Source organism: Telluria sp. B2 (assembly GCF_051789535.1).
Classification (GTDB): Bacteria; Pseudomonadota; Gammaproteobacteria; order Burkholderiales; family Burkholderiaceae_D; genus Telluria.
Genome location: NZ_CP196525.1, coordinates 4,688,410 through 4,704,511 on the forward strand (window position 1 = coordinate 4,688,410; position 16,102 = coordinate 4,704,511).

At 63.8% G+C, this 16,102-nt stretch carries 15 protein-coding genes and 1 other RNA gene; 4 read left to right on the top strand and 12 right to left on the bottom strand.

Going from position 1 to position 16,102, the window contains the following annotated elements:
• Positions 1-429 (bottom strand): division/cell wall cluster transcriptional repressor MraZ, encoded by a 429-nt coding sequence (gene mraZ, locus ACSUZJ_RS20695; RefSeq protein ID WP_499411323.1) that lies wholly within the window; start codon positions 427-429, stop codon positions 1-3.
• A gap of 454 nt (positions 430-883) precedes the next feature.
• Here mraZ and ACSUZJ_RS20700 point away from each other — a divergent pair, with 454 nt between their 5' ends.
• Both ACSUZJ_RS20700 and ACSUZJ_RS20705 read left to right on the top strand, forming a co-directional pair.
• Positions 884-1,834: an AAA family ATPase gene (locus tag ACSUZJ_RS20700; RefSeq protein WP_499411325.1), complete on the top strand. Its 951-nt coding sequence runs from the start codon at positions 884-886 to the stop codon at positions 1,832-1,834.
• A gap of 66 nt (positions 1,835-1,900) precedes the next feature.
• Positions 1,901-2,599 carry a fumarylacetoacetate hydrolase family protein gene (locus tag ACSUZJ_RS20705; RefSeq protein WP_499411327.1) on the top strand — a complete coding sequence of 233 codons (699 nt, stop codon included), beginning with the start codon at positions 1,901-1,903 and terminating at the stop codon, positions 2,597-2,599.
• A 52-nt stretch (positions 2,600-2,651) separates the two neighbouring features.
• Here ACSUZJ_RS20705 and ACSUZJ_RS20710 read toward each other — a convergent pair whose 3' ends face one another.
• From ACSUZJ_RS20710 to ACSUZJ_RS20760, 11 genes are all read right to left on the bottom strand, one after another.
• Positions 2,652-3,182 carry a PH domain-containing protein gene (locus ACSUZJ_RS20710; RefSeq protein ID WP_499411329.1) on the bottom strand — a complete coding sequence of 177 codons (531 nt, stop codon included), beginning with the start codon at positions 3,180-3,182 and terminating at the stop codon, positions 2,652-2,654.
• Between the two features lie 21 nt (positions 3,183-3,203).
• The gene (glpK, locus tag ACSUZJ_RS20715; RefSeq protein ID WP_499411331.1) at positions 3,204-4,691 is read right to left on the bottom strand and encodes a glycerol kinase GlpK; all 1,488 of its coding nucleotides are present in this window, start codon (positions 4,689-4,691) and stop codon (positions 3,204-3,206) included.
• 101 nt (positions 4,692-4,792) lie between these two features.
• Positions 4,793-5,680, bottom strand: coding sequence for a lysylphosphatidylglycerol synthase transmembrane domain-containing protein (locus ACSUZJ_RS20720; protein WP_499411333.1), 888 nt, complete (start codon positions 5,678-5,680; stop codon positions 4,793-4,795).
• The gene (locus ACSUZJ_RS20725; protein ID WP_499411335.1) at positions 5,673-6,602 is read right to left on the bottom strand and encodes a glycosyltransferase family 2 protein; all 930 of its coding nucleotides are present in this window, start codon (positions 6,600-6,602) and stop codon (positions 5,673-5,675) included. Before ACSUZJ_RS20725 ends, ACSUZJ_RS20720 begins: the two co-directional genes overlap by 8 nt.
• Entirely contained in the window at positions 6,603-8,063 is a 1,461-nt protein-coding gene (locus ACSUZJ_RS20730) for a glycosyltransferase family 39 protein (protein ID WP_499411337.1), read from the bottom strand. It lies immediately after the preceding gene.
• 2 nt (positions 8,064-8,065) lie between these two features.
• The gene (locus tag ACSUZJ_RS20735; protein ID WP_499411338.1) at positions 8,066-9,115 is read right to left on the bottom strand and encodes an NAD-dependent epimerase/dehydratase family protein; all 1,050 of its coding nucleotides are present in this window, start codon (positions 9,113-9,115) and stop codon (positions 8,066-8,068) included.
• Positions 9,112-10,479 (bottom strand): UDP-glucose dehydrogenase family protein, encoded by a 1,368-nt coding sequence (locus ACSUZJ_RS20740; protein ID WP_499411339.1) that lies wholly within the window; start codon positions 10,477-10,479, stop codon positions 9,112-9,114. Before ACSUZJ_RS20740 ends, ACSUZJ_RS20735 begins: the two co-directional genes overlap by 4 nt.
• Positions 10,480-10,852: 373 nt before the next feature.
• An RNA gene (rnpB, locus tag ACSUZJ_RS20745) (RNase P RNA component class A) lies at positions 10,853-11,204 on the bottom strand.
• Positions 11,205-11,275: 71 nt separating this feature from the next.
• A complete protein-coding gene (locus tag ACSUZJ_RS20750) occupies positions 11,276-11,686 on the bottom strand; it encodes an energy transducer TonB (RefSeq protein WP_499411341.1) in 411 nt (136 codons plus the stop codon).
• Between the two features lie 25 nt (positions 11,687-11,711).
• Positions 11,712-12,320: a PH domain-containing protein gene (locus tag ACSUZJ_RS20755; RefSeq protein ID WP_499411343.1), complete on the bottom strand. Its 609-nt coding sequence runs from the start codon at positions 12,318-12,320 to the stop codon at positions 11,712-11,714.
• A gap of 62 nt (positions 12,321-12,382) precedes the next feature.
• Positions 12,383-13,063 (bottom strand): hypothetical protein, encoded by a 681-nt coding sequence (locus ACSUZJ_RS20760; RefSeq protein WP_499411345.1) that lies wholly within the window; start codon positions 13,061-13,063, stop codon positions 12,383-12,385.
• A gap of 203 nt (positions 13,064-13,266) precedes the next feature.
• On the opposite strand from ACSUZJ_RS20760, the gene ACSUZJ_RS20765 reads away from it, so the two are divergent.
• Positions 13,267-14,967: a thiamine pyrophosphate-binding protein gene (locus tag ACSUZJ_RS20765; RefSeq protein WP_499411347.1), complete on the top strand. Its 1,701-nt coding sequence runs from the start codon at positions 13,267-13,269 to the stop codon at positions 14,965-14,967.
• 258 nt (positions 14,968-15,225) lie between these two features.
• Positions 15,226-16,011, top strand: a complete 786-nt coding sequence (locus ACSUZJ_RS20770) for a hypothetical protein (protein ID WP_499411349.1) — start codon at positions 15,226-15,228, stop codon at positions 16,009-16,011.
• Positions 16,012-16,102 lie beyond the last annotated feature (91 nt).

The following is a 16,102-nucleotide window of genomic DNA, read 5'->3' on the forward strand; positions in this document are numbered from 1 at the left end:
TCAGAAAGAGAAGTTGGAAAGGACATCCGGCATGCCGCCGGCAACCGCCTCGGCCTCGTCCTGGGCCAGTTTGGCGGCGTCCCAGATTTCGAAGTGGGTGCCCATGCCGAGCATCATCACTTCCTTTTCCAGCCCGACCGCCGAGCGCAGTTCGGGGGAAATCAGGATACGGCCGGCGCTGTCGACCTCGACATCGCAGGCGTTACCGAGGAAAATGCGCTGCCACGCACGCGCCGACATCGGCCAAGCGGCGATCTGTTCGCGGTGGGTTTCCCAGACAGGACGGGGGAACAGCAGCAGGCAACCGTGCGGGTGGCGGGTCAGGGTCAGGCGCCCTTCGCACTGAAGTGCAAGGGCGTCACGGTGCTTTGCCGGGATAGACATCCGGCCTTTCGCATCGAGATTGATCGCTGACGCGCCTTGAAACACGTAGGTACCTAGTTTGGAGAGTTATCAGTTTAGTTGTTTTGCGCGCCGGGAGACCCTGACATCTCCCACAAAACTGCACTTTTTCACACCATTTCCCACTTTAGAGGAAGCGTTGTTGCTGGTCAAGCGAATTCCGTGAGGAAACTTACCGATTTTGCTAATGAAACCAAGGACTTAGCGCGCTTCCCTCAAGCGCTGTCAAGACAAAATGTCTCGCAAAATGAAGCACTTAGCTAAAACATTGCAAGTGCTACCTCATCTAGACAAGCTGTCTTTACGATTTGACACATCGCAAAAATAGGCTGAGTTCAGCGCAGACCTGCAACACTGCCGGGCGCGCACAACAGTAGCGTCCAAAATTGCGGATTCATGCGCGGCGGGTTAGGATTGGTTATCGCCCGACGACAGTGTGGGCGCCGGCTGGCGCCGTCGGGCTGCATGAAGGAGAGCCGCCGTGAGCCTTACCCTTGCCCGCACCCGCGCCGTCTACGACCTGCTCGACGTCCAGGACGCCCTCGAGCGCAGCCGCGGGCGCTCGCCGGAACTCGATGCGTTTTACGAACGCATGCTCGAGACCGGACCCGAGCGCTTTGTCACCACCCCCTCTTCCATCGCCGCCATCGACGCCCTGCGCGAGGACTGTCCGAACTTCGACGAAGTCCTGGACGACCTGGCCCGCTACCTGCGCCTGGCCCACGCCGGCAACCGCGGCTTCAACGTGATGCCCATCCTGCTGCTGGGCGGCCCCGGCGTGGGCAAGACCCACTTCGCGCGGCGCCTGGCGCGCGCCATGGGCACCGAGTTCGAACTGATCAGCATGAACGCGCTGTCGGCCGGCTTCGTCATCACCGGCAGCTCGGCCAGCTGGCGCGGCGCCAAGTGCGGCAAGGTCGCCGAGCGCTTGGTGCGCGGCCAGTTCGCCAACCCGGTGGTGGTCCTGGACGAAGTGGAAAAGGCCACCGGCTCCTCGCAGTCCGACCCGCTGGCCGCGCTCTACCAACTGCTGGAGCCGGAAACGGCCCGGGCCTTCCGCGACGAATTCATCGACGTCGAGATCGACGCCAGCCAGATCTGCTGGGTCCTGACGGCCAACTCGACCGAGGGCATCCCCGCGCCCCTGCTGAACCGGATGGCCGTGTACGAGGTGCCGGCGCCGACCCTGGAGCAGGCGGCCGGCATCGCCCAGCGCATGTATGCCTCGCTGCTGAAGGAACTCAACCTGAACAGCTTCGACGAACACCTGGCGGACGCGGTGCTCGACAGGCTGGCGCCGGTCTCGCCGCGCGACCTGCGCAAGACCCTGCTCGACAGCCTGGGCTACGCGGTGGCCGACGGACGCAGCCATGTGACACTCGAGGACGTGCGCCTGAAACAGACGCCGGGCAAGGGGCGGATCGGCTTTTGAAGGGCGCGCGCGGGGGCAAGCCGGGCGCCTGTAGAATAATTGCTCCAACGTTCCACGCGAGTACCCATGACCGACTACGCCATCACGCCACCTGGCATTCCCTCGCTCGCCATCTTCGGCAGCAGCGCCCGTTTCCCGATCCGCCGCGTCTTCTGCGTCGGCCGCAACTATGCCGCTCATGCGCGCGAGATGGGGAGCGATCCGAGCCGCGAGCCGCCCTTCTTCTTCATGAAGCCGGCCGACGCCGTGGTGCCGGCCGAGGGCGCGCTGCCCTACCCGCCCGCCACCGAGGACCTGCACCACGAGATCGAACTGGTGGTGGCCCTGCGCTCGGGCGGCGCCGACATCCCGGCCGACGAGGCGCTGGCCAAGGTCTGGGGCTATGGCGTCGGCCTGGACCTGACGCGGCGCGACCTGCAATCGGTCGCCAAGGAAAACGGCCGGCCCTGGGACATGGCGAAAGGCTTCGACGCCTCGGCGCCCTGCTCGCCGCTGCGGCCGGTCAGCAGCTTCGGCCATCCTTCGGAAGATGCCTGCATCCGCATGACGGTGAACGGCGAAGTGCGCCAGGACGGCTCGCTGACCGAGATGATCTGGCCGATCGCGGACATCATCAGTCATCTGTCGCGCCTGGTGACGCTGGCGCCGGGGGACCTGATCTTTACCGGAACGCCGGCCGGCGTGGGCGCCCTGAAGCCGGGCGACCGCGTGCATGGCGAGGTCGCGGGGGTGGATGAGTTCGACCTCGAAATCGTCGAGAAGTAAAGGTGGACAAAGTGAAGTCCAGCAGCCTGCCCTTCGGGCACAGTGCTGGACTTCAGCCCGGCGCCGGCCGGCTCGCCCGCAGCGCCGCCAGGAACTGCTCGGGCTGCGCCACGCTCACCAGCAGCGAGGGGCCGATCTTCGCCGGCAGGTAGACCACCTGGTTGCGGTCGGTCAGCAGCGCGAACACCTGTTTCTCGTTCGGCGCATTGAAGCGCCCGGCCGCATAGCCCGGCATGTGGATGCCATTCCTGCGCACGCCCAGGCGCGCTTCGTGGATCGCGCCATAGCTGCCGATGCGCGCCCCGTTCAGGTCGAAGTCGGACAGGGGCCGGTCGTGTTCGTAGAAGTGGGCGGCGCGCAGCAGGATCTTGCCGTCGGCAAGCTCCAGGGCATTGTCGTGCACCGAATAGGCCAGGGTCGCCGTGAACGGCACGATCAGGACCGCCGCCAGCAGCACGTTCTTCAGGCTGACGGCCAGGCCGTCGCGCCGGATCACGAGCAGGGGCGCGGCGCAGGCCAGGAAGGTGATCGCCGCCATGGTCCAGAATACGCTGCTGCCTACCGGTGCTATCTCAAACTGCATCGTCTCGCTCCCCCTGATCGTTCAATGTTCCGCCCACCCCTTCGCATGCTCGACCGCGCGCGCCCAGCGCGACGTCAAGGCGGCGCGGCGCTCGGGCGACATGCCCGGCTCGAAGCGGCGCTCGGCGCGCCACAGGGCGGCGATCTCCTCGCGCGAGGTCCAGAAGCCTTGCGCCAGGCCGGCCAGGTAGGCCGCGCCGAGCGCGGTCGTTTCCGTGACCTTGGGCCGCACCACGGGCACGCCGAGCAGGTCGGCCTGGAACTGCATCAGCAGATCGTTGCGGGCCGCGCCGCCGTCGGCGCGCACCTCGGTCACCGGGCAGGCGGCGTCCTTCTGCATCGCCGCCAGCAGCTCCGCGCTCTGGTAGGCGATCGCTTCGAGCGCGGCGCGCGCGATGTGGGCGGCGGTGGTCCCGCGCGTCATGCCGACGATGGTCCCGCGCGCATACGGATCCCAGTGCGGCGCGCCCAGGCCCACGAAGGCCGGCACCAGCATCACGCCGCCGCTGTCGGTGACCGACATCGCGAGCGGCTCGACCTCGTGCGAGTGCCGGATGATCCCGAGCCCGTCGCGCAGCCACTGCACGGTGGCGCCGCCCATGAAGACGCTGCCCTCGATCATGTAGTCGACCCGGCCATCGACCTTCCAGCCGATGGTCGCCAGCAGGCGGTTGCGCGAGACCGGCGGCACGTAGCCGGCATGCATCAGCATGAAGCAGCCGGTGCCATAGGTATTCTTGACCATGCCCTTGTCGTAGCAGGCCTGGCCGAAGGTGGCGGCCTGCTGGTCGCCGGCGATGCCGGCCACGGGAATCGCGCGGCCGAACCACTCTTCACGCGCCTGCCCCACTTCGCCGGAACTGCGCACGACCTCGGGCAGCATCGCCTGCGGAATGCCGAACAGGTCGAGCAGGGCCGGATCCCAGCGCATCGTGTGGATGTTGTAGAGCATGGTGCGCGAGGCATTGCTCACGTCGGTGACGTGGCGTCCGCACAGCTTATAGGCGAGCCAGCTGTCGACCGTGCCGAAACATAGTTCGCCGCGCTCGGCGCGCCCGCGCGCGTCGGGCACGTTCTCGAGCAGCCAGGCCAGCTTGGTCGCGGAAAAGTAGGCGTCGAGTTCGAGGCCGGTGCTGCGTTGAATCAGATGGGCCCGGCCTTCGGCGCGCAGGCGGTCGCAGGCACCGGCGGTGCGGCGGTCCTGCCAGACAATCGCCCGGGCGATCGGTTCGCCGCTGGCGCGGTCCCAGACAATGGTGCTTTCGCGCTGGTTGGCGATGCCGATGGCGGCCACCTGGGCGGCGCTCACCCCGGCCTGCTTCATCACTTGGCGCGCGCAGGCGAGCTGGCTTTCCCAGATGTCGAGGGCGTCGTGCTCGACCCATCCGGGCTGGGGAAAATGCTGGGGAAATTCCTGCTGGGTGCAGGCGACGACCTGGCCCTGGCGGTCGAACAGGATCGCGCGGGAACTGGTCGTTCCCTGGTCGAGCGCGAGGATGTATTGGGGCATCGATGTCTCCGGAGAAGCCAGCATGCTTGGTTCCCGGATTGTAGCTCAAGAAAGCCTGACAAAAACGCCATGGCGGCGCTGCGATCGCCTTGCCCTGTACATCAGGACTTTGCCGTCGCCGACCGGAGCGAAAAACGCCCCAGAAACAGCGAACCGATCATGGACGAACAGGCCGTAACCAGGAAGAAGCAACTGGACGCAACCACACCGTAGGCAGGGTCCAGGCGAAACAGGTCGAGACCGAATAAAAACGTCGCCTCCCGTATGCCAAGCCCGCCGACACTGAGCGGCAACACGGCAGCGACCGACGACACCAGGAAGAGCGCAAAATAGGCCAGGTAATGCATTGGCGGCGCGCCCAGGTAAAGGAGCAGCATCCCCATGCATATCAATTGCAGGCATTGCACGGCGAGTCCCAGCGCAACCACACCGGCGAGCCTTGGTACGTCGAGCTTGATCAGCCAGCGGTGCCAGAATACGAATACGGCGATTACCGCGGCGACCGATGCCAGCGTGAACCCGATGACCGTCGATGCTGCCCAGGGCAGCGCCAGCATCGGCATGAACAGACACAGCATGAACAAGAGGACCAGGATGCCGCTGACACGGTCTGCCAATGTGGTCGTGATGAGTGCGCGCAGCGGCAAGGCATGGCTGCGATGCAGCACCAGGATTTTATAGGCATCGCCACCGATCCCGCCCGGCAAAAACAGGTTCAGGAACATGCCCGCATAATACAAACGCAGGTTTTCTGCCTCACTTAACTGCATTCCCGCATGGCGCTGGTATATATTCAATCGCAACGCGCCTGCGATCTTGGATACATTGAATGCGATGAATGCGGCGACCAGCATGGGCGCTCGCTGCGGATGAAACGCCAGGGTTTGCACCTGGCTGAGGTCAAGCTGGCGAAAGACGAAAACGACCAGGCAGGCCGATATCGCCACCTGCAAAACGGCTTTCCATTTCTTGCGAACAGGCTCAGACACCGGTGTTTTTCTTGATCTGGTAGGGCTTCTTGTTCTGGGATTCGTAATACGTCCTCATGATCAGGTCCGCGACAAAGCCGGTGGTGATCAACTGGATGCCCGCCACCGTCAGCAACAGGCCAAGGAACAACAGCGGCCGCCCGGCACTGCTTGCGCCCCTGAGCTTATCGAACAACACATAGGCGTTCAGAAGACAGCCCGTACCAAACGAGACAATGCCGGCGGTGCCGAACAGATGCATTGGGCGCTGCCCATACTTGCGAATGAAGACCATGAGCATCAAGTCGCTGGCCACTTTCAGCGTGCGATTGATGCCGTACTTGGACACGCCGGCATGGCGCGCATGGTGGCGCACCTGCATCTCGGTCATCCTGGCGCCATACATCGTGGCCAACACCGGAACATAACGGTGCAGTTCGCCATACAGGCCCAGGTTCTTTGCGACGTCGCGCTTGAAAAGCTTCAGCGTGCAGCCGTAATCGCTGATATGCACGCCGGTCACGCGCCGGATCAGCCAATTGGCCAGCTTGCTCGGGACCCTGCGCAGCAGCAGACCGTCCTTGCGCCTGGCGCGGATGCCGGCAACGACGTCCCAGTCGCCTTCCCGCATGCGCTCCATCATGAGCGGGATGTCGAGCGGATCGTTTTGCAGATCGCCGTCCAGCATGACGATCAACTCGCCATTCGCGGCATCGATGCCCGCAGCCATCGCCGTGGTCTGGCCATAGTTACGGTTCAAGACCAGGACGCGGGTATTGGGCGTGGCAAAGCGTTCGATTTCCGCCACCGTGGAATCGCTCGAGCCGTCGTCGACGAAGATGACCTCATGCTCTATTCGCGCCAGCGCCTCGGCAATACGCGCAATCAGGGGCTGGATATTGCCCTCTTCATTCATGACTGGAATAACAACCGACAATAGCATTTACTCGTCCTTTACCGAGACAAGCGCATAGTCAACCGCCATGGCGCCTTGTCGATCCTGCGGCTTGCCGATAGCGAGCCGTCCGCGCTGGCGGATCACGCTCGATGGATACGCGTCGAGAAAACGGCCGAAGCGGTCGTTCGCGTGGCCGCCGGAGTCGATCAACAGGACCTCGCCACGGATGGCGGGCCGGCTTCGCACGATCGTCGGCAACAGCATGACCGTCCATGCCGGGTGATGCAGGTACAGGTTGCCCGCGTCCGTCAGCTCGCTGGCGACCACCGTTGTCGTTTGGGGAAAGCGCAGCATCAGTTGGGCCGACAATTCACCGAACGGTGCGCGTGTGTTCTTCCCGACGTGGGCACGTGCCGACAGCCCCGCCAGGATGAGGATGGCGAATACGCCCGCCAGCCACAGTATGCTTCGTTGCACTGTGGGTCGCGCGAGCGATGGAAAGATGGCAAAGAATGCAAGCGGCAACAGGAACAGGATCGGCTGCATCCAGCGGCTCTTGACCTTGATGAGCTCGCCGCTGAGCACCAGCGCCGTCACGCATGCAAACGCCGCGAGAAAAAACCAGAGAAAAAACCGGGCTTCGGGACGATCGAGCCTGGCCCCTGCCCCGTCCCGGTGCCGCCACCAGATCCAGCCGTACACGATCCAGAGTGGCGTGGCAAACAGGAAGCTCGCGCTGACCAGGCTGCCGAGACCGCGCGCCAGGTTACCGGCGTGGTTTCCGTCAAGGTCATGCATTTTCTCCAGCGTGGAGCCGGTTGCGACATCGAGGTGGTCGAGCAGCCAGAGCCCGTGCGGCGCGAGGGACAGCATCGACACGGCAAGCGTGATCCAGACATCGCGCTTCCATACTGTCCGCCGGTGTTCGGGAACCAGCAGGCTGGCCGCGAACAGTCCGAGCGCAAACACCGCAAAGTTATATTTCGACTGCAGCCCAAGCCCGATCAGCAGGCCGAAGAGCGCATAGCGCGTTTTGCTCCGATGCCGCAGCAGGCTGACGTAGCACCACAGCGTGAGCGCGGCCACGCAGGTCACCAGCACCGAGTGCGTCAGGTCGCGCTGCGATTCCCAGCCCAGCTGCGGAAACAGCACGAGCGAGGCGGGGGCCATGATGGCGCTGCCCATGCCGAGGAAGGACCTGGCCGTATGGAACACCGCCAGGTAGGTGCAGAACAGCAGCAGGTTCTTCTGGATAGACAGGGCAAGGAGATTGACGCCAAACAGGGAAAACATGAACCATTGCAGCCAGGCGTAGAGCGGTGGCTGGCTGCCATAGCCCAGCTGCAGGTGCTGCGAGGTCAGGATGGATTCCGATTCATCCAGGTCGAGCACGGCAGGCGATGTCACGCGCAGCACAACCTGCAGCAGGAAATAAGCCGCAAGTACCAGGAGAAAATGCACCCCTGCGCGCTCTTCGCAAGCCGGCGGCATACCATCGTTTCGCATGGCTAGCTGGTCTTGTTATGGCTCATCCAGGCGACCAGCCACTCCCGGAAGTGGCGCAACCCATCCTTGAGAGGTGTCGCCGGCGCGAACCCGACCCAGTCCCGCAACCTGCTGGTATCGGCACACGTCAGCGGCACGTCGCCCGGTTGCATCGGCAGGAACCGGATCCTTGCGCGGACCCCGAGCACATCTTCCAGGGCCGCAATCAAATCCAGTACCCGGACCGGCTGGTGATTACCGATGTTGAACACCAGGTGCGGCGCGGCGCCGCCAAGGGCAGCGGCCGGTCTATTCGCCAGTTCGTCGGGCGGTTTCGCCAGCACGCGGACGATCCCTTCGACGATGTCGTCGATATAGGTAAAGTCCCGTTCCAGTGCGCCTTGGGCGAAGACGGGAATCGTCTCGCCTTCGAGCATCTTCTGCATGAAGCTGAAATACGCCATGTCCGGGCGGCCCCAGGGGCCATATACGGTAAAGAAGCGCAGGCCGGTTGCCGCCAGTCCGAACAGGTGGCTGTAGGAATGCGCCAGTGCCTCGTTCGCCTTCTTGGTCGCGGCATACAATGAGACGGGCTCATCGGTCCTGTCGCTCTCCCGGAAGGGCGGCCTCAGGCCCGCCCCGTAGACGCTGCTGCTGCTCGCATAGACCAGGTGGCGTGGCTTGCACTGCCGGCAGGCTTCCAGGACATTGGCAAACGCAACCAGGTTCGATTGCACATACGCGTCGGGGTTTTCGATCGAATACCGCACGCCGGCCTGCGCCGCCAGGTGCACGACATACGCAGGCCGGACGCGTTCGAACAGGCGCTCCACCTGAAGCATGTCCGCAAGCTCCACGGCTTCGCAGCATACGCCATGCGGCGCCAGCAAGGCCTTGACGCGCCCGTGCTTCAAGTCGAGCGAGTAATAAGCACTGAAATTGTCGCAAGCCGCAACACGCAATCCCATGCGCGCGAGACGCGAGGCAAGCGAGCTCCCGATGAAGCCGGCGGCGCCGGTAACCAGGACAGCCGTATCAGGAGGAAAATGAGCAGGGGAATGAGCAGGAATCATGGCTGCCCCACCGGCACGGGCCTGCCGATACCGTGGTATGCAAGCCCGAAGGAAGCAACAAACTCCGGATCGTACAGGTTTCTGCCGTCAAAAATCGCCCTGTGCCGGAGCGTGGCGGCCAGGAAGCTGAAATCGGGCGAGCGGAATTCTTTCCACTCCGTCGCGATGGCGAGCACATCGGCGCCCTCGACGGCCGCCGCCGCGCAATTCGCCAGCCTGAGCAGCTCCCGGCACCGTGCTTCGCCATGCTCCCTGACCAGGACCTGTCTTGCCTCGTTGCCGGCAACCGGATCGTAAGCCTGCACGCGGCAATTCGCCGCAAACAGCTCCCATATCAGCGCAAGGCTGGGCGCCCCGCGCACATCATCCGTATTCGGTTTGAAGGCCAGGCCCCACAGCGCAATGGTTTTTCCCGCCAGCTGGTCGATGCCCTTGAAGAAGCGGGTGATTTTCTTGAACAGGACATTCTTTTGCGATGCGTTCACCGCTTCGATGGCATCCAGGATGCGCAGAGGCTGCCCGTGGTCGGCCGACGTTTTCAACAGCGCCCTGACATCCTTGGGGAAGCAGGAGCCGCCGTAGCCCAGGCCGGCATACAGGAAATCCGGGCCGATGCGTGGATCGGATCCGATCCCGCGCCGTACCTGCTCGATATCGGCGCCCAGGGCCTCGGCCAGGTTGGCCAGTTCGTTCATGAAGCTGATGCGCGTCGCCAGCATGGCGTTGGCGCCGTATTTCGTCAGCTCGGCGCTGCGCACATCCATTTCAACCAGTTTTTCGTGATTGCGGCTGAATGGCGCGTAAAGATGGCGCATGGTCTTCGTCGCCCGCGGACAGTCGCTGCCGACGATAATCCGGTCCGGGCGCATGAAATCCTCGATCGCCGCCCCTTCTTTCAGGAATTCCGGATTGCTGACCACCGAAAAACCGATGCCTAGGCCTCGTGCGGCGAGTTCACTGGCGATGACGCTTTTCACCCGGTCGGCGGTGCCGACCGGGGCGGTCGACTTGTTGACCACGATGGCCGGCCGTTGCATCCGGCCGCCGATGCTGCGCGCCGCAGAAAGAACATGGCTGAGATCGGCCCTGCCCTCTTTATCCGGCGGCGTGCCCACGCACAGGAAGATGACGTCGGCGTGCGCAACCGCTTCATCGTAGCTGGTGGTGAACATCAGTCGCCCGGCCGCCATGTTCTGCGCTACCAAAGTGTCGAGGCCAGGCTCGAAGATCGGCAGTCGGCCCGCATTGAGCAGCCCGATCTTTCGTTCGTCGACATCGAGGCACAGCACGGTATTGCCGACATCGGCGAAGCAGGCGCCTGAAACCAGTCCGACATATCCTGCGCCGATCATTGTTATCTTCATGTGGTGTGCGAACCAATGGACAACAAAACATGAACAACCCCGGAGAAGGTTGGCCTTCTCCGCGCCGGCTGCGCCCCTGCCGCGTGCGGCGGCGCCGTCCCAAGGCACCGGACACCCGGCCGACATGCGTGATCACGACGCAAGTGATCACGACGCAACGCATTGCAGGCGTTGCCGTCTTTATGGCTCAGTGTTCTGATCCTTTACGGCCCCCGAAGTTCCTGACGAGCCGGGACCGGCCGCGCGTAGCGCGTGTGTGGATGGCTGTGTCAGGCGCGCCAGGGCGCTGCCGCGCTCGGGGCGTGACCGGTCTGTACGGGGAGTGTCGAGATGTCGTCCCGCGCCTGCCGGCGCGCGGGAGATGAAGAATTCAGTGTAAAGCAGGCCGATAGGCCGGATTCTGTGTAGTGGTCTCCCTTGCGGGACGCCCCTATGACAGCCATTCCTCTAGGCGCCGAATTACTCCGGCGCTCAAGCTTCCTACCCGCACGCTCCGCGAGCAACATCAACGCGTGCCTATTTGGAATTGCTCCAGGTGGAGGTTACCGCGTTTCACCGTAACTTAATACGCTCGTCTCTGTGGCCCTATTCCTCGCCTTATACCCCCGGCTTGCGCCGGAAGGCTTTCGGCGGACGGCCGTTAACCGTCACCCCGCTCTGTGGAGTCCGGACCTTCCTCCCGCCGGCGCCTTGCGGCGCCAGCCAGCGACTGTCTGGCCTGCTTCACGGCATCATTGTAACCGATGGCGGGGCGCCGGCTCCAGTCGGCGTGGCGGATGGACGACGGAACGGCCCGTTACGGTTTCCATTCGTACTGAAAATGGATCCAGGCGTCGACAGGCTTGCCGTTCACCATTGGCGGGTTGAAGCTGCATTTTCCAATCGCGGCAAGCGTGGCCTCGTCGAGCTCCGGGGAACCGGAGGACCTGGCGATCGACGACTGCTTTACCTTACCGTCCGCGCCCAGCAGGAGGCGCAGCGTGACGATGCCACGGTGCTGCCGGAATTCCTGTCCAGGATAGGCCGGGCGGGAGCAGGTGTCGGTCCTGATCATGCCCGGCGCATCGGCGGCGAGTTTGACTGGCATTACCTGGTCTGCGCCGGCCCATCCAGTGACGGCCAGGAGCGCCAGCCCGACACTGGCGACAGCTGCGTTCCGGCCGCTCCATGGCATTGCGACGGCGGCGACTTCCTTCACATCCGGCACGTGAGCTCCTTGTTCGATGAGCGAATCAATTGTGGATGTACCTGGCAAACACGTCGCTGAAATCGCGCTTGGTGTGGGTATCGAACATGGCCGTGTTCAAGGCCGACAGCAATTGGCCGTACTGGCTGACGAGGCCGCCCTCGCCCGGCGCGATATTCAGCTTGTGCACGGAGGCGGTGGCGTCCAGCGCGCGCAGCGCATTCTCGCGGCAGGCCGCGTCGCGCCGCTGCTGCTTGCCGATCGAAATCAGGGCCTTGTAGATGTCCTTGAGCTGCTCGATGAAGGTCTTCTTGACGTCGATCGAGAACACCGTGCTGTCCAGGTTGAATTTCAGTTCGATGTCCATGTCCAGCGTGCCGGCCGTCTCGATGCTGACATTCGAGATCTGGTGCGAGGCATAGTCGTAGCGCTTGATCGAGCGCTTCGACGACACGGCCGAATCGCCGTCGACATGGATCAGCGCCAGGTTGGTGAAGCAGTACTCGTCCTTCTTGCTCTTGATGAGAAAGAAGATCTGTTCGCCGTCTTCGCTGAACAGGTAATCGTCCGCATCGACCTTGTTGTAATCCGCAGGCCCGACGATGACGCCGATATCGCTGATTCCCAGTGCTTCCGCCGCCAGTCTCTTGAACATGATGATCCTCGTATAAAACAGCTATATTGAAAGACGTGAAAAGCCGGGATGGTATTCCCCGGCTAAGCTGAAATCGTCGCGCCGCCCTCGCGCGGCCGGTCACGCGGCACGGGCCGCAGGGGCGCCGCCGGCTCCTCCTCCCGATGTTTGTTGCCGATCCGGTCCAGGTCCTCGACGCTCATCAGCGGCGCATACATCAGGTCCCCGGGATCGGTCGAACGGCGCCAGCCCAGGTGCAGCTCGCCCACCGCGCGCTTGGCCAGCTTGACCATGCGCTCCCCGGTGCGCATGGTCACGCGCGGCGCGCCGTTGTCGATGTCGACCAGGCGCGCCATCGACAGCACCGAGCAATGCAGGTTCGGACTGTGCAAGGAGAACTGATAGCGGAAGCCGCCCGATTGCGAATTGATGTCGCGCGTGGTGAGAAACAGGCGGTAAGTCTGCGGCCCCAGCCCGGGCAGGCGCGCGCTCGCACGCACGGCGCGTTCGAGCAGCGCCTCGGCGGCATATTGGCCCGTCCCCGGCAGCACCGGGATACGCAGCGGCGGCAGGCGCATGCCCGCCCGCACGCGGATGCCAAGCTGGCTCGCCAATGCCTGGGCGACATTGGCCGCGTACTCCTCGGGAAAGTCCTCGAGCGGCACGACGTAGACGGGCACGGCCTCGCCACGCGGCCTGACGGCGAAGGCGGCGCCGCTGCCCAGCAGCGCAATGCCGGTCAATAACAAGTAACGTCTCTGCATGGCTTCCCTGGATATACTTTATTTTTAGCAAGTCTAGCCTGAGGAAATCCCGCCGTCCAAGCACCCTGCATACCAGGCAGGTTTTGTCAGCTCTACATTTCTGAAATTTGGTGTCGCCATTTGAAAAGCCTGAGCCCGACTGCTGGCATAGAATATTTCGATGCCTGGCATGGCCCGGCCAAACCAACAAGGATGACAGAGACATGACGCACCCTTCCCGCACCGGCGGCCAGATTCTGGTCGACGCGCTCCACGTCCACGGCGTCGACACCGCCTTCGGCGTGCCCGGCGAAAGCTACCTCGACGTGCTCGACGCACTGCACGATTCGCAGATCCGCTTCGTCATCAACCGCCAGGAAGGGGGCGCGGCGTTCATGGCCGAAGCCTACGGCAAGCTGACCGGCAAGCCCGGCATCTGCTTCGTCACCCGCGGCCCCGGCGCGACCAATGCCTCGATCGGCGTGCACACGGCCTACCAGGATTCCACCCCGATGATCCTGTTCATCGGCCAGGTCGGCAACGACTTCGTCGACCGCGAAGCCTTCCAGGAAATCGACTACCGCCGCATGTACGGCGAGATGGCGAAATGGGTGGCCCAGATCGACCGCGCCGACCGCATCCCCGAATACATCGCACGCGCCTTCCAGATTGCCACCAGCGGCCGTCCCGGTCCGGTGGTGCTGGCCCTGCCGGAAGACATGCTGGTGTCGAAAGCCGAAGTGGCCGACACCCGCCGCTACACCCCGGTGCAGGCCGCGCCCGCAGCGAGCCAGATCGAGGCGCTGCGCGCGCTGCTGGCGGAAGCGAAGCGTCCCCTCGTGCTGCTGGGCGGCGGCACCTGGAACGATCAGGCCTGCGCCGACCTGGAGCGCTTCGCCGAAGCGAATGCGCTGCCGGTGGCCTGCACCTTCCGCTTCCAGGACCTGATCGACAACGCCCACCCGAACTACATCGGCGACGTCGGCATCGGCATCAACCCGAAGCTGGCCGCGCGCGTGAAGGAAGCCGATCTGGTGATCGCGATCGGCCCGCGCCTGGGCGAGATGACGACTTCCGGCTATTCCCTGCTCGATTCGCCGGTGCCGAAGCAGCGCCTGGTGCACATCCATGCCGACCCGGAAGAACTGGGCAGCGTCTACCAGGCCGAGCTGATGATCGCCAGCGGCGCGCCCCAGGCCTGCGCCATGCTGGCCGCGATGGAGCCGGTCGATGCCGGCGCCTGGCGCCACACGCTGGAAGAAGCGAAAGCGGAACTCGCCGCATGGCAGGCGCAGCCGCCGGTGTTCAAGGACGGCCAGGCCCCGCTCGACCTGTGGCAGGTGGTGCAGGACCTGCAGGCCGCGCTCCCGGCTGATACCATCATCACCAATGGCGCCGGCAACTACGCCTCCTGGGCCCACCGCTTCTGGCGCTACGGCGCCATGCGCACCCAACTGGCGCCGACCAATGGCGCGATGGGCTACGGCGTGCCCTCGGGCGTGGCGGCGAAGATCGTCGCGCCGGAGCGCACGGTCGTCACCTTCGCCGGCGACGGCGAATTCATGATGACGGGCCAGGAGCTGGCCACTGCGGTGCAGTATGGCGCCGGCGTCATCATCATCGTCTTCAACAACAGCATGTTCGGCACCATCCGCATGCACCAGGAGAAGACCTACCCGGGCCGAGTGTCCGGCACCACGCTGCACAATCCCGACTTCGCGGCGCTGGCGCGTGCCTACGGCGGCCACGGCGAGATCGTCGAGCGCACCGCCGACTTCGCGCCGGCCCTGGCCCGCGCCCTCGAGCACGCCAACGGCAAGCAACTGCCGGCGCTGATCGAGCTGCGCTACGACGGCAACCTGATCACGCCGAACGCGACGCTGGAGGCCATGCGCAAGGCGGCCGAGGCGGCGCAGGCTGGCTGACATCGATTCCCCTCATCCTCCAGGCCCCTGCAATACAGGGGCCTTGTTGTTTCCGGGCTCGCCAAACAGCACGGTGCAGCACTCGGAATATGCGCCGCCCCGAATTTCATCGAGCGACAGAGCTGACGGAATCGGCGGTCATGCAATATTCACAAAGGGTAATTAAAGCATCATATTATCCTGATGCGGCATGTTTTTCGGTACTCGACATGCGCATCTTGCCTATCAGAGCGATGTCACCTTAATGGGATGGAGAATATGGAATTTCTGGTGGATAAATCGATTTCATCGTATCTCAAGCAAATGCTGCCAAAGGATTCCGTCGATAACTGCCTGGTGCTGGCATATGGCTATTTCGACGCCGACAGCTTGCCAATGACCGAGGTCTGGGAGTGGTTGGAGGGCGCGGACGATCGACATCTCCTGCTGGTGGTCGGCGTCCATGGCAAACCGGGTTTCAGCGCTTATCTCGCGGCGACCGAGGGCGAGGGAACGATACCGATGACGACCGTATCCGATGAGGACATCGACAAGCTGACCCGGAATCTCACGCGCCTGTTCAGCGCATGCGAATGGGGACTCGAAACGCTCGAGGACCCGCTTTCCCCGTCGCTGTCCGCAAGAATCCATATCGTCATCGCCGAGCATTTCCATGCGAAATTGGCCATGACGGCCCAGATCAGCTCCCCGGTGAATTTCTACCGTGCCTGGCCCGCGCAATGGGTGCCGACCGCCGCCCTGTTCGGCAGCTCGAACATCACCTACGCCGCGCACCATTACAACATCGAATTCGATACACGGCTGGACCGACAGGACACGGCCGCCTTGAAGGCACTGGCGCCCGCAAGCCGGGCCTTGATCAAGTCAGCGATCGCTGCCGCCCTGGTGGACGAGAGCGTTTCCGAAAAACTCACTCGACACGTCATCGACGCCATCGCGGAGTGCCTGGACGAAGCGGAGGCGAAACGCCGCCAGGCCACCGGGCGAAAGGAACAGGCAGCGTATGAAGCCGCCCGGATCGAGGCCGACCGGGAACTCGACTAAGTACTCGGCCAGAAATGAATGAGACAACGCAGCAACGCGCCGGCGAGGTTCCAAAAGCGGGCAGCCAAAAACACATTTATTCATGGGTGAG